The sequence below is a fragment of the Piezobacter thermophilus genome (assembly GCF_055386745.1).
Map to the genome: position 1 here is coordinate 1635454 of NZ_AP042380.1, position 20675 is coordinate 1656128.

The 20675-nt window shown below is 68.2% G+C and carries 17 protein-coding genes; 7 read left to right on the forward strand and 10 right to left on the reverse strand.

Annotated elements, in window-relative coordinates:
- Nucleotides 1–6: 6 nt before the first annotated feature.
- The gene (locus tag ACZ5CM_RS07975; protein ID WP_464642433.1) at nt 7–1503 is read right to left on the reverse strand and encodes a UbiA family prenyltransferase; all 1497 of its coding nucleotides are present in this window, start codon (nt 1501–1503) and stop codon (nt 7–9) included.
- Between the two features lie 239 nt (nt 1504–1742).
- On the opposite strand from ACZ5CM_RS07975, the gene ACZ5CM_RS07980 reads away from it, so the two are divergent.
- Genes ACZ5CM_RS07980 through ACZ5CM_RS07990 form a run of 3 tightly spaced genes read left to right on the forward strand, consistent with a single transcriptional unit; the run spans nt 1743 to nt 5531 of the window.
- A complete protein-coding gene (locus ACZ5CM_RS07980) occupies nt 1743–2777 on the forward strand; it encodes an NAD-dependent epimerase/dehydratase family protein (protein ID WP_464642435.1) in 1035 nt (344 codons plus the stop codon).
- 37 nt (nt 2778–2814) lie between these two features.
- Nucleotides 2815–4551 (forward strand): hypothetical protein, encoded by a 1737-nt coding sequence (locus tag ACZ5CM_RS07985; RefSeq protein WP_464642436.1) that lies wholly within the window; start codon nt 2815–2817, stop codon nt 4549–4551.
- Nucleotides 4548–5531, forward strand: coding sequence for an SUMF1/EgtB/PvdO family nonheme iron enzyme (locus ACZ5CM_RS07990; protein WP_464642438.1), 984 nt, complete (start codon nt 4548–4550; stop codon nt 5529–5531). The genes ACZ5CM_RS07985 and ACZ5CM_RS07990 overlap by 4 nt, the downstream gene beginning before the upstream one ends.
- 116 nt (nt 5532–5647) lie before the next feature.
- On the opposite strand, the gene ACZ5CM_RS07995 is transcribed toward ACZ5CM_RS07990, so the two are convergent.
- Both ACZ5CM_RS07995 and glyA read right to left on the reverse strand, forming a co-directional pair.
- Entirely contained in the window at nt 5648–6499 is an 852-nt protein-coding gene (locus tag ACZ5CM_RS07995; protein ID WP_464642440.1) for a hypothetical protein, read from the reverse strand.
- A gap of 231 nt (nt 6500–6730) precedes the next feature.
- Complete coding sequence (glyA, locus tag ACZ5CM_RS08000) at nt 6731–8026, reverse strand: serine hydroxymethyltransferase (RefSeq protein WP_464642442.1); 1296 nt, start codon at nt 8024–8026, stop codon at nt 6731–6733.
- A 165-nt stretch (nt 8027–8191) separates the two neighbouring features.
- Between glyA and ACZ5CM_RS08005 the strand changes: the two genes are divergently transcribed.
- Nucleotides 8192–8953 (forward strand): NAD kinase, encoded by a 762-nt coding sequence (locus ACZ5CM_RS08005; RefSeq protein WP_464637423.1) that lies wholly within the window; start codon nt 8192–8194, stop codon nt 8951–8953.
- Nucleotides 8954–8988: 35 nt separating this feature from the next.
- Here the strand turns inward: ACZ5CM_RS08005 and ACZ5CM_RS08010 are convergent, their stop codons facing one another.
- The gene (locus ACZ5CM_RS08010; RefSeq protein WP_464637425.1) at nt 8989–9192 is read right to left on the reverse strand and encodes a hypothetical protein; all 204 of its coding nucleotides are present in this window, start codon (nt 9190–9192) and stop codon (nt 8989–8991) included.
- 168 nt (nt 9193–9360) lie between these two features.
- On the opposite strand from ACZ5CM_RS08010, the gene ACZ5CM_RS08015 reads away from it, so the two are divergent.
- Both ACZ5CM_RS08015 and ACZ5CM_RS08020 read left to right on the forward strand, forming a co-directional pair.
- Nucleotides 9361–11811, forward strand: coding sequence for a Lon protease family protein (locus ACZ5CM_RS08015; RefSeq protein WP_464637428.1), 2451 nt, complete (start codon nt 9361–9363; stop codon nt 11809–11811).
- Nucleotides 11808–12581: a hypothetical protein gene (locus tag ACZ5CM_RS08020; protein ID WP_464637431.1), complete on the forward strand. Its 774-nt coding sequence runs from the start codon at nt 11808–11810 to the stop codon at nt 12579–12581. The genes ACZ5CM_RS08015 and ACZ5CM_RS08020 overlap by 4 nt, the downstream gene beginning before the upstream one ends.
- Nucleotides 12582–12608: 27 nt before the next feature.
- Here ACZ5CM_RS08020 and ACZ5CM_RS08025 read toward each other — a convergent pair whose 3' ends face one another.
- The 3 genes from ACZ5CM_RS08025 to ACZ5CM_RS08035 are packed head-to-tail and all read right to left on the reverse strand — an operon-like array spanning nt 12609 to nt 14936.
- Entirely contained in the window at nt 12609–13673 is a 1065-nt protein-coding gene (locus ACZ5CM_RS08025; RefSeq protein WP_464637434.1) for a dihydropteroate synthase, read from the reverse strand.
- A gap of 10 nt (nt 13674–13683) precedes the next feature.
- Nucleotides 13684–14613 carry a methylenetetrahydrofolate reductase gene (locus ACZ5CM_RS08030; RefSeq protein WP_464637436.1) on the reverse strand — a complete coding sequence of 310 codons (930 nt, stop codon included), beginning with the start codon at nt 14611–14613 and terminating at the stop codon, nt 13684–13686.
- A 26-nt stretch (nt 14614–14639) separates the two neighbouring features.
- Nucleotides 14640–14936 (reverse strand): virulence factor, encoded by a 297-nt coding sequence (locus ACZ5CM_RS08035; protein ID WP_464637438.1) that lies wholly within the window; start codon nt 14934–14936, stop codon nt 14640–14642.
- Between the two features lie 296 nt (nt 14937–15232).
- On the opposite strand from ACZ5CM_RS08035, the gene ACZ5CM_RS08040 reads away from it, so the two are divergent.
- Nucleotides 15233–16345, forward strand: a complete 1113-nt coding sequence (locus tag ACZ5CM_RS08040) for a Ppx/GppA phosphatase family protein (RefSeq protein ID WP_464637441.1) — start codon at nt 15233–15235, stop codon at nt 16343–16345.
- A 74-nt stretch (nt 16346–16419) separates the two neighbouring features.
- On the opposite strand, the gene ACZ5CM_RS08045 is transcribed toward ACZ5CM_RS08040, so the two are convergent.
- From ACZ5CM_RS08045 to ACZ5CM_RS08055, 3 genes are all read right to left on the reverse strand, one after another.
- Nucleotides 16420–17817, reverse strand: coding sequence for an FAD-binding oxidoreductase (locus tag ACZ5CM_RS08045; RefSeq protein ID WP_464637443.1), 1398 nt, complete (start codon nt 17815–17817; stop codon nt 16420–16422).
- 83 nt (nt 17818–17900) lie between these two features.
- Nucleotides 17901–19562: a Na/Pi cotransporter family protein gene (locus ACZ5CM_RS08050; protein WP_464637445.1), complete on the reverse strand. Its 1662-nt coding sequence runs from the start codon at nt 19560–19562 to the stop codon at nt 17901–17903.
- Entirely contained in the window at nt 19559–20554 is a 996-nt protein-coding gene (locus ACZ5CM_RS08055; protein WP_464637448.1) for a LysR substrate-binding domain-containing protein, read from the reverse strand. The genes ACZ5CM_RS08050 and ACZ5CM_RS08055 overlap by 4 nt, the downstream gene beginning before the upstream one ends.
- Between the last annotated feature and the right edge of the window lie 121 nt (nt 20555–20675).

Below are 20675 nucleotides of genomic sequence, written 5' to 3' on the forward strand. Positions count from 1 at the left end.
GGCCGATCACAGGGCCAAAAGGACCATGGCGATGCCGAACGCGGCGATGACCATCCCGATCGCGTCATGGGCGACGAAGAGCAGCGGGTCGTAATCCTCGCGCCCATGGCTGCTCAGCCACACCCCCCGCATCAGCCAGACCGCCACCGGCACCGCGGCCAGCGCCAGTACATGCGGCGAGGAATAGAGCGCGCCCGCCGCCGGGCTGAAGGCATAGCCGGTGAATACGCCCGCCGCCAGCGCCGAGGACAGCCACGCGGCGCCCTTGAGGGCGTTGAAATGCCGCTCGGAATATCCGCGCCCCGGAAGCTGGCCGCGCCGCAGGGTGCGGGCCAGCTCGGTCAGGCGCTTGATGCAGGCCAGCGTGAAGAAGACGAAGAAGACAAACCCGGCAAGCCAGCCGCTGACCGCCAGACCGGCGGCCACCGCGCCGGTGAGAACCCGCATCAGGAACAGGCCCGCAAGCGCCAGCACGTCCAGCCACGGCCACCGCTTGAGCCACAGCGAATAGCCCAGGCTTCCGGCCATGTAGGTGCCCGTCATCGCCGCGGTGGCCGGCGAGACGAGGAAGGAAAGCACCAGCGCCGCCACGGCAAGGACGGCGCTTGCCGCCACGGCCCGGGGGATCGGCAACGCGCCCGAGGCCACGGGGCGGCGGCTCTTTTCCGGGTGGCTCCGGTCCGAGTCGAGATCGAGAAGATCGTTGACCACATAGATGGCCGAGGCGCCGAGGCTGAAGGCGATCATGGCCGGAAACACCGGCGCAAGCGTGCCCGCGTCCAGCCGGTGCGCGGCGATGGCGGGCAGCAGAAGCAGCAGGTTCTTGACCCATTGGCGGGGCCTGAGTTCGCGCAGCAACGCCCCCGGAGAGGCGGGCCGGGACAGCCGCGTGACCGGCTTTCCCATGCGTACCAACTCGCGCATTACCGCCCGGGAAGGCGCCACGGCGAACGCCTGGCGCGCCTCGCGCCACACCGGCAGATCGGCCCCCGAATCCCCCACATAGTCGAACCCGCCCCGCCCGAACCGGTCCGCCAGCAGTTGCGCTTTGCGCGCGCCCTTGAGGTTGATCGGATCGCGCGATCCGAAATGCGGCCCCGGCAGCGCGAAACGCGCGGCCACCGCCTCGACCAGCGCCTGGTCGGCGGCCGAGGCAAGATGCACCGGACGCCCCGCATCCAGCGCCGCCTGCATCAGTGCCGCAACCTCGTCGTTGACGGGCAGCAGCTCGGCCTCGGGCATGGCAATCTCGCGCAGGCGCCGCTTGAGCCGCGCGGGACGGGTCCAGCCGGTCGCGGCGGTGATCAGCGCGGCTGGCGCGTCCCGCCCCAGCGCCGCCCAGAAGCTTTCATGCAGAAGGTCGGTACGCAGAAGCGTCCCGTCCAGATCGATCACCAGCGGCACCGCCCGGTCTCCGGTCCCGGCAGCCCTCCAACCGGCCCCCCGGCCGGCCGCGCCCTCGGCCTCCGCCTGTCCCGGCTCCGGTGTCTGCCTCTCGTTCATGTCCCTACTGTGGGCAGAGCGGGCCGGACATGGCAAGTGCTACCACGCCACGGGCAGCAGGCAGTCCGGCCCGCCGCCCGCTGCAACGGCGCATCGCGGCGGCGGCGGATACGGATCGGTTGACGCATGTCATTCACCGCTGCCCCGCCAGGGTGCATAATCTGCACAAATAATGGTGTCCGAAGGCGCCGAGTCCCCATATTGTCTGGAACAGCAACACGGGCAGAGCGATGGCCAGCATGAAATTTCTCGTCACCGGCGGGGCCGGGTTCATGGGGATCAACCTGATCCGCCATCTGCTGGCGCGCGGCCACGCCGTCACCAGTCTCGATCTTGCGCCCTTCGACTACCCCGAGGCCGACCGGGTGCGCATCATCACCGGCGACATTCGCGATACCGCGCTGCTTGAAGAGGCCTTCGACGGCATCGACGTGGTGGTCCATTGCGCCGCCGCGCTGCCGCTTGCCGCGCCGGAGGAGATCACCTCGTCCATCACCGAGGGCACGCGGACGCTTCTGGCCAGCGCCGAGAAGCACGGCGTTTCGCGGTTCATCCACACCTCCAGCACCGCGGTCTACGGCATCCCCGATCATCACCCGCTGGTGGAGGAAGACCCGCTGATCGGCGTCGGCCCCTATGGCAAGGCCAAGGTGCGGGCCGAGGCCATCTGCGCCGAGTTCCGCGGCCGCGGCATGTGCGTGCCGGTGCTGCGGCCGAAATCCTTCATCGGCCCCGAACGGCTGGGCGTGTTCGAGCTGCTCTATGACTTTGCCTATGGCGGCCACAATTTCCCGGTGCTGGGCTCTGGCAACAACCTCTACCAGCTGCTGGACGTGGAGGACCTTTGCCAGGCCGTCCACCTGTGCGCCACGCGCGAGGCGGCGGCGGTGAACGACACCTTCAACGTCGGCGCGGCCCGCTTCGGCACGCTGCGCGAAAGCTTCCAGGCGGTGCTGGACCGGGCCGGCCACGGCAAGCGGGTGATCGGCCTGCCGGCGGCTCCGGCCATCTGGACGCTGCGCGCGCTGGAGGCGCTGCATCTCTCTCCGCTTTACAAATGGGTCTATGAAACGGCGGGCAAGGACAGTTTCGTCAGCATCGACAAGATCACCAGGCGGCTGGGATTCGCGCCGAAATACTCCAACGAAGAGGCCCTGATCCGGAACTATGACTGGTACGTGGCCAATCGCGACAGCATTTCGCAAGCCTCCGGCGTCACCCACCGGGTGCCCTGGAAGAAAGGCGCGCTGGCGCTGGCGCGGCTGGTATTCTGAAGCGGGCGGGAAAAACATGGGCAAGGCGGGGAAAGCGATGAAAACGGCACCGATCGCAGCCCTTGCCGGGCTGGCGATGGCGGTTGCAGGGCCGGTCCGCGCCACCGACCACCTGGCCCGGCAATGGCAGGCCTATGAGGCCGTCCGCGCCAAGAGCATCCTCGAATTGCAGCCCTTCCGCGAAGAAGGCACCGCCATCGAGGCCGCCACCGGCCGGCAGCTGCGCTTTGTCTCGCTCAATCCGCCCATCAACGCGTGGTTCCTTCTGGAAATCCGCAAGTCACCGAAATCCCGCGCCTATTTCTACCACCTCGAAAACGCCGATCCGGCCCGGCAAAGGGTTTCCTTCGAAACCGGTCCCGACCCGGCCATCGTGATCGCATCCGAAGGCAGCACGGCGCGCTGCCGCCCCTGGGCGAAAGGCAACGCCGCACTGGCGCAGGCGCGCGCCTCCTCGCTGCCCTATGCGCCGCTATGCGGCGGCGCGCTGTTCCTGCGCAACAAGGTGCGAGGCTCGCGCACCACGCTGGAGGCAACGGCCGAGTTCCTGCGCGACAACATCTGGGGCGGCGAGGAGATCGTGCGCTTCGTGCGCGACACCTTCTTCAAGGATTCTCAACTGGAAACCAGCCGGGAACTGGCGACGACCGGCAACAGGGCCTCGGCCGGGCCGGCCCCGATGCGGGCAACGACGCCGCCCGAGGACCGCCCCGTCATCTCGACCCTGCTCGACATCGCGCTGGAAGGCACCCCGCCCGGCCGCATGGGGCTGGGGCTGTGGTACCCGGTCGAAGCCCTGCCCGGCGTCTATGCCAGCGCCTTCCAGCCGCGCGCCATAGCGCCCGAGGTGCTGAACGGTCCAGGCCGGACCAACCGGCTCGACCCGGTCGAGGCGAAGGCCACCGGCTACATGATCGCCTTCGACCTAGCGCGCTTCGACATCGGCTATGCGGTGGGCACCGATCACCCCGCGCTGGGCTGGTCGTCGCGACCGCCGGCCTCGGTGCGCCCGCGCGGCCTTCCCGGCCCGGATGGCGTGGACCGGCCCGATCCGCTGGTGCTGCTGGGCATGGTCAACCCGGTCATCGCCAACCGCACCGTCGCCACCTTCACCGCCGGTTTCAAACGCGATCACGGCGCCTTCAAGTTCGGCGACATGGCCACCTACAACTATGGCCACCACTACGGGTTCATCGAAAAGGGCGTGATCCTGAGCAAGCTGCAGCCGGGCCTGTCCACGCTCTACCGCCTCGCCGACGGCACCATCGGCATGAAGACCTGGACCGAGGCGGACAACGCGCTTCTGCCCCGGATCGTCTTTGCCCGCCAGAACGGGGTGCCGCTGCTGGAGACCAACCCGGAAACCGGCCTCGGCGTGCCGGGCGCGCGCGTCACGCTCTGGGGGCCGGGCAACTGGTCGGGGTCGGCCGAGGCCGAACTGCGCACCCTGCGCGCGGGGGCCTGCATGGCCCGCTCGGGCGGCACCACATGGCTGATCTACGGCTATTTCTCGACCGCAACGCCCTCGGCCATGGCCCGGACCTTCCAGGCCTATGGCTGCCGCTATGCCATGCTGCTGGACATGAATGCGCTGGAACATACCTACCTTGCGCTCTACGTCCGGAAGGGAGGGCGCAGGCATGTCGAACACATGGTGCCCGGCATGGCCCTGATCGAGAAGAAGCTGCGCGGCGGCACCATCCTGCCGCGGTTCATCGGGTTCGCCGACAATCGCGACTTCTTCTACCTGACCCGAAGGGAGGCGGCACGATGAAACCGATCCTCAAGGCCCTGGCCGTGACGGCGGCGATCCTGCTGGCGGTTCCCGCCACGGCTCAGACCACGCGCGCGCAGGCCAACGAAATCCTGTTCCGGCAACTGCAGGCGGTGCACCGGCTGAGCCCGGCACAGATGAAACGGCTGCGCGAGATCTTCGCGCGCTCTCCCGTCATCGGCCAGGGCAACCCGGCCATCTCGCGCCATCCGCTCACCCCGGACGAGTGCCGCGCCCGCGCCCCCGGCGGCGGCAAGGGATACGCCAATCCGCGCTGGGAACGGATCTGCGGGGCGAAATACATGGCGCCCCTCTACGACCCGCGCACCCAGAAACCCGAGGACGCCACCGCCTGCATCGACCAGTTCGAGTTTCCGAACATTCCCTGCACCTACCCGGTGGTCTGGGTCAAGGCGAAGGAGGCCGCCGAGATCTGCGCCGCCCAGGGCAAGCGGCTGTGCGATGCCCATGAATGGGAAGGCGCCTGCGCCGGCGCGCTCGAGCCACCCGACTACCCCTTCGGCGCCGGATCGGTGGCTGCCATGCGCGCCATTCACAACCGGAAATACGCGGCCACGAAGAACTGGGCCTACGGGCCGGCCTATCGCAAGGGCGTGTGCGCGGCCAACAGCACCAAGAGCCCCACCTGCAACGGCGGCGGCTACAACCGCTGCGGATCGAACACCTATCCCACCGGCTCCTTCCCCGGCTGCGTGAGCAGGCTGGGCGTCTACGACCAGCACGGCAATGCCGCCGAGCACATGAACCTGCCGCTCGCCCCCGACCAGATGGCCAGCCGTGGCAGCCGCAAGCTGGGGGTGACCGAGATGAAGGGAAGCTGGTTCATCTTCGACCGCTACCGTGCCCATCCCGACTGGTGCCGCTGGCGGGCGCCGTTCTGGCACGGCACCAGGGTGATGAGCGATGCCAGCCACGCCAACTATCACCTCGGATTCCGCTGCTGCAAATCGCTGGACTGAGCCCGCCCGACAGCGCGCCCGGCACCTTCCTCTTGCCGGAAATACTCCCGCCGGAGGCATGAAAGATCCCGCGCGGGGTGACTCGCGCGGGGTGCGCAATGGCGCGGAACCCTGCCTCAGTAGAGTTTCGCCATCAGGCGGGTGGCATTCTCGATCGGGCCCTCCCCGCTGAGGATGCCGGCCAGCTGCGGATCGCGCATGATCCGGTCGATCGGCACCGGCCGGCCATCGACATAGGCGGTCGTGCTCACCAGTCGCACGCCGTGGCTGTAATCGGCGTAAGCCGCGCCATGTACCGTGCTGAGCGGCTGGATCGGCCTGCCATTGGCACGGTGCCAGCCATAGATCGCCACCCGCCCGGGATGCGACAGAAGGCGCCTTGTCAACACGATGTCCTTCTTGTTGCCGGCGGTCAGGGCCGTCGGCCCGGTGCCGAAACGGCGGCGCTGGGCATCGACGGTCCGGTTGTGCTCCAGAAGATAGCGGGTGGAACTCATCTGGCGGCCCGGCTTCATCGGGCTGGGCCTGAGACGGATATCGGCCTGGGCATAGATCGCATCCACCATCCGCGGCGTCGGCAGGATGAATCCCAGCCTGTCCGCCACCCGCGCCGCCGCCGCCAGCCCCATGGGCACGCGAACGAAATCGGCATCATCCCCCACCGCCAAGTATTCCGGGGTCACGCAGATGGTGACGCGCACGATCTTTCCCTCGCCCGTCTGCCCCTCCAGCGTCACCGGCGCCAGGTGACGCAGGAATACGGGCAGGTTGCCGGAGAGGATCTCATCGGCCACGGCCGCGTCGCGCTCGGGCCCCGAGGCGTTCAGAAGGCGCTTCATCACCTCCGTGCCGCCGGGCGCCCGCGCCGGGCGGTCGGGAATGGCGCCCGCCAGCTGGCCGGCGCAGGCCTTGCCGTTGGCCAAGACCGGAACCGGCGCGGCAAGCGCGACGAGCATCAAGGCGAGCATCAAGGAAGGTACCCCGGCAAGACGCCGGGCCGAAGAGAGAGGCAACATCTGACAACCTGATCGTGGTGAGCGGTTGCCCACGAGTTCACGAAATCGCCGCCCGTGTTCAAGCGCATTTGCGATGCAGATTTCCGCCTCGGCGGCTTCTTGCCGCGTTCAGGCGGCTGGACAGGCAAACGGGCGCCCATTCGGACGCCCGTTCAGGCCGTGGCGGAATTCCGCCCGCCTGTCTCAGAGGTTCGGGTAGATCGGGAAGCGCGCGCAAAGATCGGCCACCTCGGCCTTGACCTTCGCCTCGACCGCGCCGTTGCCATCTTCGCCCGAGGCGGCCAGCCCGTCCACCACCTCGATGATCCAGTCGGCGATCTGGCGGAACTCGGGCTCCATGAAGCCGCGGGTGGTGCCGGCGGGGCTGCCCAGCCGGATGCCGCTGGTCACCGTGGGCTTTTCCGGGTCGAACGGAACCCCGTTCTTGTTGCAGGTGATGTTGGCCCGCCCTAGCGCCTTTTCGGTGGCGTTGCCCTTGACCCCCTTGGGGCGCAGATCGACCAGCACCACATGGGTATCGGTGCCGTGCGTCACCGTGTCCAGCCCGCCCCTGATCAGCTGGTCGCTGAGCGCCCGGGCGTTCTTCACCACGTTGCGGATGTAGCCCTTGAACTCGGGGCGCAGCGCCTCGCCGAAGGCCACCGCCTTGGCCGCGATCACGTGCATCAGCGGCCCGCCCTGAAGCCCCGGGAAGATGGCGCTGTTGACCTTCTTCGCAATCTCGGGGTCGTTGGTCAGGATCATGCCACCGCGCGGGCCGCGCAGGGTCTTGTGGGTGGTCGTCGTCACCACATGCGCATGCGGGAAGGGCGAGGGATGCTCGCCCGCCGCCACCAGCCCCGCGAAATGGGCCATGTCCACGTGCAGATACGCCCCCACCATGTCGGCGATCTCGCGCATCCGGGCAAAGTCGATCTGCCGCGGGATGGCCGAGCCGCCGGCGATGATGATCTTCGGCCGGTGTTCCTTCGCCAGCCGCTCCACCTCGTCATAGTCGAGCATGTTGTCCTCGCGCCGCACCCCGTATTGCACGGCATTGAACCACTTGCCCGACTGGTTGGGCGCCGCGCCGTGGGTCAGGTGGCCGCCGGCGGCGAGGCTCATCCCGAGGATCGTGTCACCGGGCCGGATCAGCGCCAGGAACACGCCCTGGTTGGCCTGGCTGCCGGAATGGGGCTGGACATTGGCGAAATCGCAGCCGAACAGCCGCCTTGCCCGCTCGATGGCCAGATTCTCGGCAATGTCCACGAACTGGCAGCCGCCGTAATAGCGCCGCCCCGGATAGCCTTCGGCATATTTGTTGGTCAGGATCGAGCCCTGCGCCGCCATCACCGCGGCAGAGACGATGTTCTCCGAGGCGATCAGCTCGATCTCGTCGCGCTGGCGGCCCAGCTCGGACGAAATCGCCGCGAACAGTTCCGGGTCGCGCTGGCTGAGGGGTTCGGTGAAAAAGCCGGTATCACGGGATGAGGCGTTCATGACTGCTCCGATGGTCAGCGTGGAATGGCGGCTTTCCTAAAGGAAAGCGCCCCGCACGAAAAGGCCGTAAAGCGACGTATTGTGCAAATGACGCGGCAAGGCTGGCCTTGGCAGGAAAGCTGTGATTGTCTCGGAACCACATGGGCAGCACCGGAACCTCGTGACATGACCCTGAAGATCGCCTTTCTGGCCAGCGATGCGCCGGTCGCCCAGACCGCGCGGGCGGCGCTGATCAGCCGCTATGGCAATGTCCCGCCCGAAGAGGCGGACGTGATCGTGGCATTGGGCGGCGACGGGTTCATGCTGCGCACGCTGCACGCCACCCAGCATCTGGACGTGCCGGTCTATGGCATGAACCGCGGCACCATCGGTTTCCTGATGAACGAATACGCCGAAACCGGGCTGATGGAGCGGCTGAAGGCGGCCGAGGAGGTGGTGCTCAACCCGCTGGCCATGACCGCCATGGACCGCAAGGGCAAGCTGCATCATGCGCTGGCCATCAACGAGGTGTCGCTGCTGCGCGCCGGCCCGCAGGCGGCGCGGCTGAGGATCACCGTGGACGGCCGGCTGCGCCTGGCCGAGCTGGTCTGCGACGGGGCGCTGCTGTCCACGCCGGCGGGTTCGACCGCCTACAACTACTCGGCCCACGGGCCGATCCTGCCCATCGGCTCGGACGTGCTGGCGCTGACGGCGATTGCCGCCTTCCGGCCCCGCCGCTGGCGCGGGGCACTACTGCCGAAATCGGCGGTGGTGCGTTTCGACGTGCTGGAGGCGGACAAGCGCCCGGTGATGGCGGATGCCGATTCGATCTCGATCGCCGATATCGACTGGGTCGAGATCCGCTCCGAGGATTCGATCCGCCACCGGCTGCTGTTCGATCCCGGCCACGGGCTGGAGGAGCGGCTGATCGCCGAGCAGTTCACCTGAGGCGCCGCCAGCCGGGGCCGGCGGCGCGCGCATGTTCAGAACAGGAAATCGTCCACCACGAAATTGGCCGCCGTCAGCTGCGCCCCGTTAGTGAATTCGGCCAGCACGTTGTCGCCGAACCACAGCTTGCCCGCGGCATTGTCCATGTAGAGGATCGGCTCGGGCGAAGCTTCGGCCACGGTCTTGTCGAAGGTGACGGCGGTCGCCCGTGCGCACGCAAACGCTGTCGTTTCCGGCATCAGCGCCGGGTCCTGTCCCCCTCGCCGATTGCGCTTGAACCGGGCCGGGTCGGGGATGCACAGTGGGGGTGCCGGATCCGGCGGTCCGGGCGCCATGACCCAGATCAAGGAGCACCCGCCCGCCCGGGTCCAGCATTGCGCCATCGTCACGCGGCGAAGGGGACTGCCATGCCGGACAACGGATCTGCACCGCAAGGACTTGCGCCCGAGATGCTGCGCCGACGCTGCGACGCGCGGGCGCTGGGATTTGCCTCCACCGCCGAGGTGGAGGGCCTTGACCGGCTGATCGGGCAGGACCGGGCGATCGACGCCATCCGCCTGGCCGCCGGGATCGGGCACCGGGATTTCAACCTGTTCGTGCTGGGCGCTTCGGGGACCGGGCGGCACCGGGCGGTGACCGAACTGCTCAGAGAGCGCGCCCGCGACCTGCCGGTGCCCTGCGACTGGGCCTATGTCAACAACTTCGCCGCGCCGCATCGCCCGCGCGCGCTGCGCCTGCCGCCGGGCATGGCGACACGGCTGCGCCAGGCGATGGAAGACCTCGTGGACGATCTGGCCATCGAGATCCCGGCGCTGTTCGAATCCGAGGAATACCAGACCCAGCGCCGGGCGCTGGACGAAGAATACGGCCAGCGGCAGGAAGCGGCGATGACCGAGTTCGCCGAAAAGGCCAAGCGCGAGGACGTGGCCCTGATGCGCACGCCGATGGGCTTCATGCTGGCTGCGATCCGCAATGGCGAGGTGGTCAAGAGCGACGTCTACAACACGCTCGACGAAGAAGAGCGCAAGGCCATCGACGAAAAGATCGCCCGGCTGCAGGAGGAACTTTCGCAGATCCTGCGCGAGGCCCCGAAGCTCGAACGCGAGTTGCGCCGCAAGGTCGAAGAGCTCAATGCCGGCATGGCCGAACGCGCCGTCTCCGACCGCGTGGCCGAAGTCGAGGCCGAATTCGCCGGGCAGGACAACGTGCAGTCCTATCTGGCCGAAGTCCGGCAGGACATGATCGCCAACGCGGCGCTGTTTCTCGAACTGGCCGCGCAGACCGGCAAGGGCCCCTTCCCCGAGGCCGTGCGCAAGGCCCATCCCCTGCCCGTGTTCCAGCGCTACGCGGTCAATGTCATGGTGTCCGGCGACCCGCAGGCCGGAACCGGGGCGCCGCTTGAAACCGAGGAGCTGCCGACCCTCGACCGGCTGACCGGGCGGATCGAGCACGCCTCGGAAATGGGTGCGCTGGTCACCAATTTCACCATGATCAAGCCCGGCGCCCTGCACCGTGCCAATGGCGGTTTCCTGGTGCTGGATGCGCGCCGGGTGCTGGCCGAGCCGATGGCGTGGCAGGCGCTCAAGCAATGCCTGCAGAGCCGGGCCATCCAGATCACCTCGATGGCCGAGCGGCTCAGCCTGATGTCCACCGTGTCGCTGGAACCCGATCCGATTCCGCTCGAGTTGCGGGTGGTGCTGATCGGCGACCGGATGCTGCACGCGCTGCTGACCATGCTCGACCCGGATTTTGCCGACCTGTTCAAGTTGCAGGCGGATTTCGAGGACGACATGCCTCGCGACGACGACAGCCAGCGGCTGTATGCACGGCTGATCGCGGCGCGCGCGCGCAAGGACGGCATCCGGCCGCTCTCGGCCGAGGGGACCGCGCGGCTGCTGGACGAGGCGGCGCGGCTGGCCGGCGACTCCCGCAAGCTGAGCCTGCGGCTCGACGCGCTGAGCGACCTCATGCGCGAGGCCGATTTCTACGCGGCGCAGGCGGGGCGGGACCTGATCGGCGCGCCCGAGATCGACCGCGCGGTGATGCAGCGCGAGAGGCGCGCCGCGCGCATCCGCGACCGGGTGCAGGAGGCGATCGAACGCGGCACCATCCTGATCGACACCGATGGCGGGCGCGTGGGCCAGGTCAACGGGCTGGCGGTCACCGGCATCGGCGGTCACGCCTTCGGCCATCCTTCGCGCATCACCGCGCGGGTGCGGATGGGCGCGGGAAAGCTGGTCGATATCGAACGCGAGGTGGAACTGGGCGGGCCGCTGCATTCCAAGGGGGTTCTGATCCTCGCCGGATACCTGACCGCGACCTACGCGCCGGATCTTCCGTTTTCGCTTCATGCCAGCCTGGTGTTCGAACAGAACTACGGCGGCGTGGACGGTGACAGCGCGTCCTCGGCCGAACTTTACGCCCTGCTTTCGGCGCTGTCGGGGCTGCCCATCAACCAGGGCATGGCGGTGACCGGATCGGTCAACCAGGAGGGCGAGGTACAGGCCATCGGCGGCGTCAACGAAAAGATCGAGGGCTTTTTCGAAACCTGCCGCAGACGCGGGCTGACCGGTCGGCAGGGGGTTCTGATCCCGAAATCGAACATCGATCACCTGATGCTGAAGCAGGAAGTCGTCGATGCCGTTGCCGAAGGCCGGTTCCGGGTGATCCCGGTGGCCACCATCGACGAAGGCATCGCAATCCTCACCGGCCGGCCGGCCGGCGCGCGCGACCACGACGGCGCCTTTCCGCCCGACAGCGTCAACGGCCTGGTCGAGGCGCGGCTGCGCGACTTTGCCGAGAAGCGCCGCCAGTTCGGGCGAAGCGGGCGGAACGACCGCGAGAGGGAGGAAAGATGAGCGCATCCGGAACCGGCCCGAGCGGCAGCACCCGGCGCACGCGCGTTCTTGTCTGCGCGGCCAGCTATGCAGACGCACGCGACGCCATGCGCATCGCCGAGCGGCTGGCCCGGCTGGTGGGGATCGACCTGGGCGGGCTGTTCCTGGAAGACCCCGAAGCGACCGAGCTGGCCGCATCCCCGCATCAGCGCATCGTGACCGCCAGCGGCACGCTGGTCGTGGCGCCCGGCCGCCGGCAGATGCAGCTTGTCATGTCGGGAGAGGCCCGCGCCTTCCGGGCCGAGCTTTCGCGCATCGCCGAGCGCCACGCCCTGCGCTGGAGCTTCGAGCGCATCACCGGCGAGCCGATGCGCTGTCTGTGCCGGGCGGCGCAAAGCTGGGACATGCTGCTGATCGGTCACCGCCGGCTGCTGGACCGGCGCGGCCCGGTGCTGGTGCTGCGGCCGGCCGATACCGCTTCCGGCGCCCCTTCCGCGGCAGACGACTCCGAGCTGTCCGAACTGGCGTCGCGGCTGGCCGCGGCGCTTGGAAGCTATGTGCAGCAGATCGCCCCCGCGGGCGACTCCCCCGCCGATACCGAGGCGTTTCTGGACCGGATCGGGCGGATCCACGCGGCGCTGGTTCTGACCGACGCGACGGGCGGACCCTTCCGCACCGGATCCGGCCTGCGCCGCCTCGTGGACGCGGCGCGCTGCCCGGTCCTGGTCACCGGCGCCTCCTCTCTGCGCGGCGCGCTGGAGCACAAGACCCACATTCCGCCGCCGGGCTGACGGCGCCCCCGAAACGGGGCGTCCTGTTCAGGCGCGCCTGCGGCGTGAACCGGCCCGTCCCCGGCGCCCGCCGGAGGCCGCTTCGCCCGGAGCGGCGGGCGGCTTGTTGAACCGGATCCACTCGGCCCCGTGCGGGTCGTTGTTCATCAGCAGGTTGGCGGCGCGGATCGCCTCCATCTCGCGCCCGGCGCGCGGTTTCGTCGAGCCCATGCCGAACAGCCGCACAAAGGTTTCGTCATCCATGCCCTCGGGCAGCACGATGCCCGCGGCGGCGATCTCGGCCTTCTTCTCGGCGATCTTCTTCTGCGATACCGGCAGGGCGACCGGGTTCATGATCGCGCTGGTCATGCCGGCCTCGATCGCCATGGGCAGGAAGGCGTTGTTGATCCCGTGCCGGTTGGGCAGCCCGAAGCTGATGTTCGAGGCCCCGCAGGTAGTGTTCACGCCCAGCTCTTCGCGCAGGCGGCGGACAAGGGTGAAGACCTGCTGGCCGGCGCTGGCCATGGCCCCGATCGGCATGACCAGCGGATCGACCACGATGTCATGGGCGGGAATGCCGTAATCGGCGGCCCGCTCGACGATCTTCTTGGCCACCGCGAAGCGCACCTCGGGGTCTTCGGAAATGCCGGTATCGTCGTTCGAGATCGCCACCACCGGCACGTTGTACTTCTTGACCAGCGGCAGGACATGTTCCAGCCGCTCCTCCTCGCCGGTGACCGAGTTCAGCAGCGGCCGCCCCTCGGCCGCCTCCAGCCCCGCCTCCAGCGCCGCCGGCACCGAGCTGTCGATGCACAGCGGCACATCCACCAGCCCCTGCACCAGCTCGACGATCCTGCGCATGAGCGGCGGCTCGGTCTCGTTCGGATCGGGGTTCGAGTTGAACACCACGCCGGCATTGATGTCGAGGATGGCCGCCCCCGCCGCCACCTGCGCCACCGCATCGCTTTCGACGGTCGAGAAATCGCCCGCCTCCAGCTCGGCGGCCAGTTTCTTGCGCCCGGTGGGGTTGATCCTTTCTCCGATCACGCAGAAGGGCTGATCAAATCCGATGATCGCGGTCCTGGTCCTGCTTTCAACGATGGTGCGGGTCATGAGTGGCCTTTCAGCTTGCATTGGCGGGGCGCGCCGATGCGCCCCCGTTTTCGGTGACCCACCGGGCACTGGCGCTGATGCCGCCCAGCGGGAAGAAGTGAACGGATTCGATGTTGGAATCGGGGTGTGCGGCCTTGTGCGCGGCCAGCGCGGCGATGACCTCGGTCGGCTCGTAAGGCAGCAGCAGCTTGGACACGTCCATGGCGCGTTTTTGCAGCACCTTCAGCGACGGCCCCACGCCGCAGGCGATGGCGAAGCGGATCAGCGTCTGCAGCTTGGCCGGCCCGGCAATCCCGACATGGATCGGCATGGTGATTCCCGCCGCGCGCAGGCGGCCGGCCCATTCGATGATCGGCGCCGCCTCGAAGGCGAACTGGGTCACGATCGCCATCTCGGCGTCGGTGCGGGTGCTGTAGTCCTGCTTCCAGCGCAGCGCCGCGTCCACGTTGCCTGTGCCGCCGTCGGGGTCGATGTCGCGGTTGCCCTCCGGGTGCCCGGCCACATGCAGCCGCCTGAACCCGGCCCGGTCGAAAAGGCCCGTCTCGAGCAGCTGCATCGAATCGGCGAACGCACCCACCGGCGATTTCACCCCGCCGGCCAGCACCAGCGCCTGATCGACCCCGGCCTCTCCCTGGTAGCGCGCGATCCAGTCGGCCAGCATCGCCCGGTCGCGGATGATCCGGGCCGGGAAATGCGGCATGACCGGAAAGCCCTCGCCCGCGAGGCGTTTCGCGGTTGCCACCATGTCCTGGATCGGCGTGCCCTCGATATGGGCGATGTAGACGCGGGTGCCCGCGGGCAGCAGTTCGCGGAAATCCGTGACCTTGGCCGCGGTGCGCGGCATCACCTCGATCGACCAGCCCTGCAGAAGCGCCGCCACCTGCCCGTTCGCCGGCCGCTCCCCGCGCGTCTCGCGTTTTCTGAAATTCAACAAAGCCATCGCGGCCTCCCATAGAGCCTTCGGGTTCATTCCCAGCCGTCATTGTCGATCAGGGCCTTCAGCCGGTCCTGATCATACTCTGCATCCAGACGTGCCACCTCGGCCTCGGCCACTACCTGCGGCTCACCCTCGACCGTATGGGCGGGGGCCTTGCGCCACTCGGCCAGATAGGCGTCGGTGTCGCGCGCACCCGCCTTCATCGCGGCACGGTCGATGGCCTGCTCGAACCGCTCCGGCAACGGGCGCTTGACCCCGCGCCGGCCCTTGCCGACGATGACCTGGGCGGGGATGTCGCGCCAGAAGACGATGGTGACCTCGGGCATGTCTGATTCCTCGTTTCGATGGCCCTGTGTAGTCCACATGCGCCGCATGTCGGCGCCTGTTTTCGACAGAACGCGCGCATCAAGCGACGCCCGCCACACCGGATTACCGCGCCAGCGCGCATGCGGCCACCCCACCGGCGGCCCCAAATCTTCAAGATGATCTTGAACCGACCTTGAACCGAGCCGCTGCGCCGCGTACCGCCCCGGCCAATTCGTCCCCCGATGCGCGGCACGCCTTGCGGTGGCCGGCGCGGGTGCCTATTCTGATGGCAACTTGAAATCGGAGGGCGTGACTCATGGCGCCCAGGCGTCCCGGGGCTGCGGGCGCGTTCCCGAAACCGGTCGAAACCCCCGCGCCCAAACCGCCCGATCCCGAAGCGCTCTACGCGGCGCTGGATCTGGGCACGAACAGTTGCCGCATGCTCATTGCCCAGCCCAAGGGCAGTGGGTTCCATGTGGTGGACAGCTTTTCCAAGTCCGTTCAGCTCGGCGCCGGGCTCGAGCGGACGGGGCGGCTGTCGCGCGCCTCTATGTCGCGAACCATCCACGCCCTGCGCATCTGCCAGCAGAAGATCAAGCGCAACAAGGTGCGCCGCATGCGCCTGGTGGCCACCGAAGCCTGCCGGCGGGCGAAGAACGCGCGCGAATTCATCGCGCGGGTGCGCCGGGAAACCGGCCTGACTCTGGAAATCATCGAACCCGAGGAAGAGGCCCGCCTGGCCGTGGTCTCCTGCGCGCCGCTGGTCAGTACCCGCACCGAGCAGCTGCTGGTGGTGGATATCGGCGGCGGCTCGACCGAGCTCGTGTGGATCGACATCTCCTCGGTGCCACGCCGCGACCGGCCGGCGGCCATCATGCGCCTGCATGCCGGCTTCCACCCGCCCGAAAGCCCCTTCCCCGCCGCCAGGGTGGTGGACTGGATCTCGGTGCCGCTGGGCGTAGCAACCCTGCGCGACCAGTTCAGCGACGTCCAGGACGACGCCGCGCGTTTCGCATTGATGAGCTGGTTCTTCGAGGAACAGCTGGCCGATTTCGCCCCCTATCACGGCCAGCAGCAACGCGACCGCTTCCAGATCGTCGGCACCAGCGGCACCGTGACCACGGTCGCCGCCTCGCACCTGGGGCTGAAACGATACGACCGCACCAAGGTGGACGGCCTGCGGATGACCTCGGACCAGATCGACCGGGTGATCCGCCGCTATCTCGAACTCGGCCCCGCCGGGCGCCGCCGCGACCCGCGCATCGGCGAAGACCGCCAGGCACTGATCATGTCCGGCTCGGCGATCCTGCAGGCCCTGCTGCGACTGTGGCCCACCGACCGTCTGTCGGTGGCCGACCGCGGGTTGCGCGAAGGGCTGCTCTATGCACAGATGAGCGCCGACGGCGTGCTCGACGACGGCCCGTTCTGACCGCCCGCGCCCCGCTTCCTCTTGCCCAAAATACTCCCGCCGGAGGCACGCGCCGCAAGGCGCGTTCAGCGGCCTCAGAAGATCTTGCCGGGATTCATGATGTTGTCGGGATCGATCGCCGCCTTCAGCGCCGCCATCACTTCCGTGGCCGGGCCCAGCTCCTGCTTCAGATAATCGCGCTTGCCCTGCCCGATGCCATGTTCGCCGGTGCAGGTGCCATCCATCGAAATCGCCAGCTCGGCCAGCCAGCCGGCGAATTCCTCGGTGCGGGCGATCTCGTCCGCGTCGTTCGGATCGACAATGGGCGAGATGTGGAAATTCCCGTCCCCCACATGCCCCACCAGCGGCGCCAGCAGGCCCAGCTCCTCGGCCCGCGCCGTGGCCGCGTTCACGCATTCCGCCAGCCGCGAGATCGGTACGCAGACATCGGTGGCAAATCCCGTCGCCCCGGGGCGCAGCTGCAGCGAGGCCCAGTAGAAATCATGCCGTGCCTTCCACAGCCGGTTGCGCTCTTCGGCCGAGCGGGTCCACTCGAACCCCGCCCCGCCCACATCCTCGGCAATGGCGCCGAAGCTCTCGGCCTGCTCGGCCACCCCCGATTCAGAGCCGTGAAACTCCAGCAGCAGAAGCGGCGATTCGGGCAGGTCCAGCTTCGAATAGGCATTGACCGCCCGCACCGCCACCTTGTCCAGCAACTCGATCCGCGCCACCGGAATGCCGTACTGGATCGTCGCCATCACCGCCCGGCAGGCAGCATCCACCGTCGGGAACGAGCAGCGCGCCGCCGACATCGCCTCGGGGATGCCGTGCAGGCGCAGGGTGATCTCGGTAATCAGCCCCAGAGTCCCCTCGGCCCCCACCAGCAGCCGCGTCAGGTCGTACCCGGCCGAGGACTTGCGCGCCCGCTGCGCGGTGCGGATCACGCGCCCGTCCGGCATCACCGCCTCGAGCGCGATCACATTGTCCTTCATGGTGCCGTAGCGCACCGCATTGGTGCCGCTGGCCCGGGTCGAGGCCATCCCCCCCAGCGAGGCATTCGCCCCCGGATCGATGGGAAAGAACAGACCCTGATCGCGCAGATGGGCATTGAGCTGCTCGCGGGTGACGCCGGGCTGCACCACGCAGTCGAGATCCTCGGCATGAACCGCAAGGATCCGGTCCATCTGCGTGAAATCCACGCAGATCCCGCCCGCCGGCGCGTTCACATGGCCCTCGAGCGACGTGCCGGTGCCATAGCCGATCACCGGAACCCGGTGTTCGGCACAGACGCGCACGATATCGGCCACCTCTTCGGTCGAATGCGGAAAGACCACCGCGTCGGGCGGCTGATTCTCGATCCAGGTGGTGGTGTGCCCGTGCTGCTGGCGGATTGCCGCCCCGGTCTGGAGCCTGTCCCCGAAGGTCTGCCTGAGGATGCCGATGACGGTTTCGGTACCCGCTTCGTTGCGCGGCAGCGTGCTGACCCTGGCCATGTCCGTCCTCCTCGGGTTCTCCGGCCCATCTCTTGCCCCAACCCGGGGACAAGAGCAAGCACCTGCCGCGCCGCCGGCCCGGCTCAGGATCCCGCCAGCCGGCTGCTCAGCAGATCGCCACTTTCATGCAGCAGCGGATAGGCAATGGCCGCAAACGAGGTGTTGATGGCCTTGAGCGCCCGCAGCAGGTCGAGATGCATGCTGGAGGTCTCGATCGTCTCGGACAGTCCCTGACGCAGCCGTTCGAGATGCTTGCGTTCCAGTTCCTGCGCCAGATCGCGCACCTTTTCCTTCTGTTCGAACAACGCCCGGGCAAGTTCGGGGTTCTCGGTCATCAGCACCGATATGCCCAGCTGGGCATTGCGCAGGACGGTATCGTGGAAATCCAGCAGATCGCGCCAGCCATCCTCGGAAAAGGAAAGGTTTTCCAGCGCCTTGCGTTCCGCCAGCTTGACCATCTTGCGTGCGATGACATCGGCGCCGGCCTCAAGGCTCATGGCAATCCCGGCCAGATCGAAGGCCCGCGTGCCGACCGCCTTTTCGTTCCCTTCGGCGCGGATCCCGGCCAGGTAGATGCGCAGCTCAAGCGACATGCGCGCCAGTCGGGCCAGCTCGTCACGGATGGCGCCGGCCACGTCCTCGTCATATCTCTCGAACAGCGGCATCACCCGGCGCAGCATGTCCTCCACCCTGCCCCCCATCAGGACCAGTTCGCGCACCGCGCAGGAAAAGGCGCGCCGGGGATGGGACAGCGCCGCCGGATCCAGCGCCGAAGGCAGGGCCTGCGTGCCGGCCCCGGCCGGCGGTTCGGGAATCAGCGCCGCGGCCAGTTTCAGGACCGGTCCGATCAGGGGCAGGAAGATCACCAGCAGCCCGCCATTGAAAATCAGATGCAGCGCCAGCGCCTGTTGCCCGGCATCCGCCCACGGCAGCACCGCCGCCGCAACCCCCGGCATCTCCACCAGCCACAGCGCCACCGCCGCGCCGCCGCCGCGCAGGGCCAGATTGGCCCAGACCACGCGCCGCACCGCGCTTTCGGATCTCAGGGTCAGCATCACCGCGATCATCGACCCGCCAAGATTGGCCCCCAGCACCATCGCCAGCGCCGCCTCGAGCGGCAACGCCCCCTGCCCGGCCAGCGTCGCGAACAGCAGCACCGCCGCCACCGAGGAATGCACCAGCCACGCCAGCGCCGCCGCGATCAGGAAGGCCGATATCGGGTCACCGGCAAGATACAGCATCACCGACCGCGCCCCGGCATTGTCCATCAGCGGCTGGCTGGCCGCGCGAATCATCTCCAGCGACAGGAAGATCAGCGCCAGCCCGATCAGGATGCGCCCGATCTGGCGCGGTCTGCGACGCTGACTGCGCAGGAAGATCAGCACCCCGGCCAGCAGCAGCAGCGGCGTGAGCGCACCGATCCGCGCGTTGAGGATCTGTGCCACCACCGCCGAGCCCAGATCCGCCCCCAGCATGACCGCCAGCCCGGCCCGCCCGGCGATGGTGCCGGCGGCCACGAATCCGGCCATCAGGACCGCCACCGCGGTGGAGCTCTGCATCAGAATCGCGCTGAGCGCGCCGCAGCCGGCGGCGCTGATCCGGTTGCCGGTCGAGCGCCGCAGCCACAGCCGCAGACTGGCGCCGAAGGCGCGCTCGAACCCGGTGCGCACCAGCCGCACGGCCCAGATCAAAAGGGCCGCCGCACCGGCCATGTTCAGCAGAAACAGGACGGGGCCGCCGCTCATTGTCCATCCCGCCCGATCAGGGCGCCCACCGGCGCCGCCCCCCCGCCGCCCCCGGGCACTGCGGATTGACCGAAGGGGGCGGTCAGCGCGTCCACCGGCTCGGCCAGATAGGGGCGCAGGCTGCGGATGAAGCTTTCAAGGAAATCCAGCGCCAGAACCGGACGTTCCCCCGAGACCGGGCGCAGCACCGTGATCCGGTGGTGGATCTCCGGCAGGAAGGGGCGAATCACCAGCCCGCAGTCGCGAAACTGTTCGGCATCCAGCGCGCTGACCACCGAGGCGCCGCGGCCCGAGGCCACGATGGTACAGGCGGTGGTGAACTGGCGCACCTCGATCCATGAATTCAGCACCACTCCGGCGCCGGCGAAGGCCTGCGAGACGCGCCGGAAAAAGCGGCTGTCGCGCCTTGTGTGAATGATCTTTTCCCTGGCCAGGTCGGCCGGGCCGATCCGGTCCCGTTCCGCCAGAGGGTGGCCGGGGGGCAGGATGCACACGGTGCGAATCGCCAGATCGAAGCTTTCGGTCGCGGGATGGCCGGTAAAGCCGTCGGTGATGCCGCAGTCATATTGCTGTCCGATGATCCATTCGAGGATGCGTTCGGGGCGGTCGGGTTCGAGCGTGACGGTGACGCCTGGGCGTTCGGCCAGGAACGCCGCCAGCACGCCGGGAAGGTGGCTGGTGGCGAAGCCCGGCAGGCAGGCGATACGCAGATGCCCGGCGCGACGCTCGCTGAGGTCGCGGCGCAGGTCCTCGAGGTGGCGCAGGCCTTCGAAGACGCGGTTCACCTCGGCCAGAAGATAGCGCGCTTCGGAGGTCGGGCGCAGCATGCCGCCTTCGCGGGTGAACAGGTCGAACCCGACCGTGGCGGTGAAATCGGACAGCAGGCGGCTGACCGCCGGTTGCGAAACGCCCAGTTTGCGCGCCGCCTGCGTGACCGAACCGCTCTGCGCCACCGCCTGAAAGGCTTCAAGCTGCCGAAGGCTGAACTTCAAGATCCTGCTCTCCCGTCACAAGGCCGCGTTCCCGGCATTTCCGGTGCATGATATAATATGGTGTTATAAATTTTGTCATAAAACTTTTGCTTGCATTATTTCCGGTGCGACCTGATGCTTT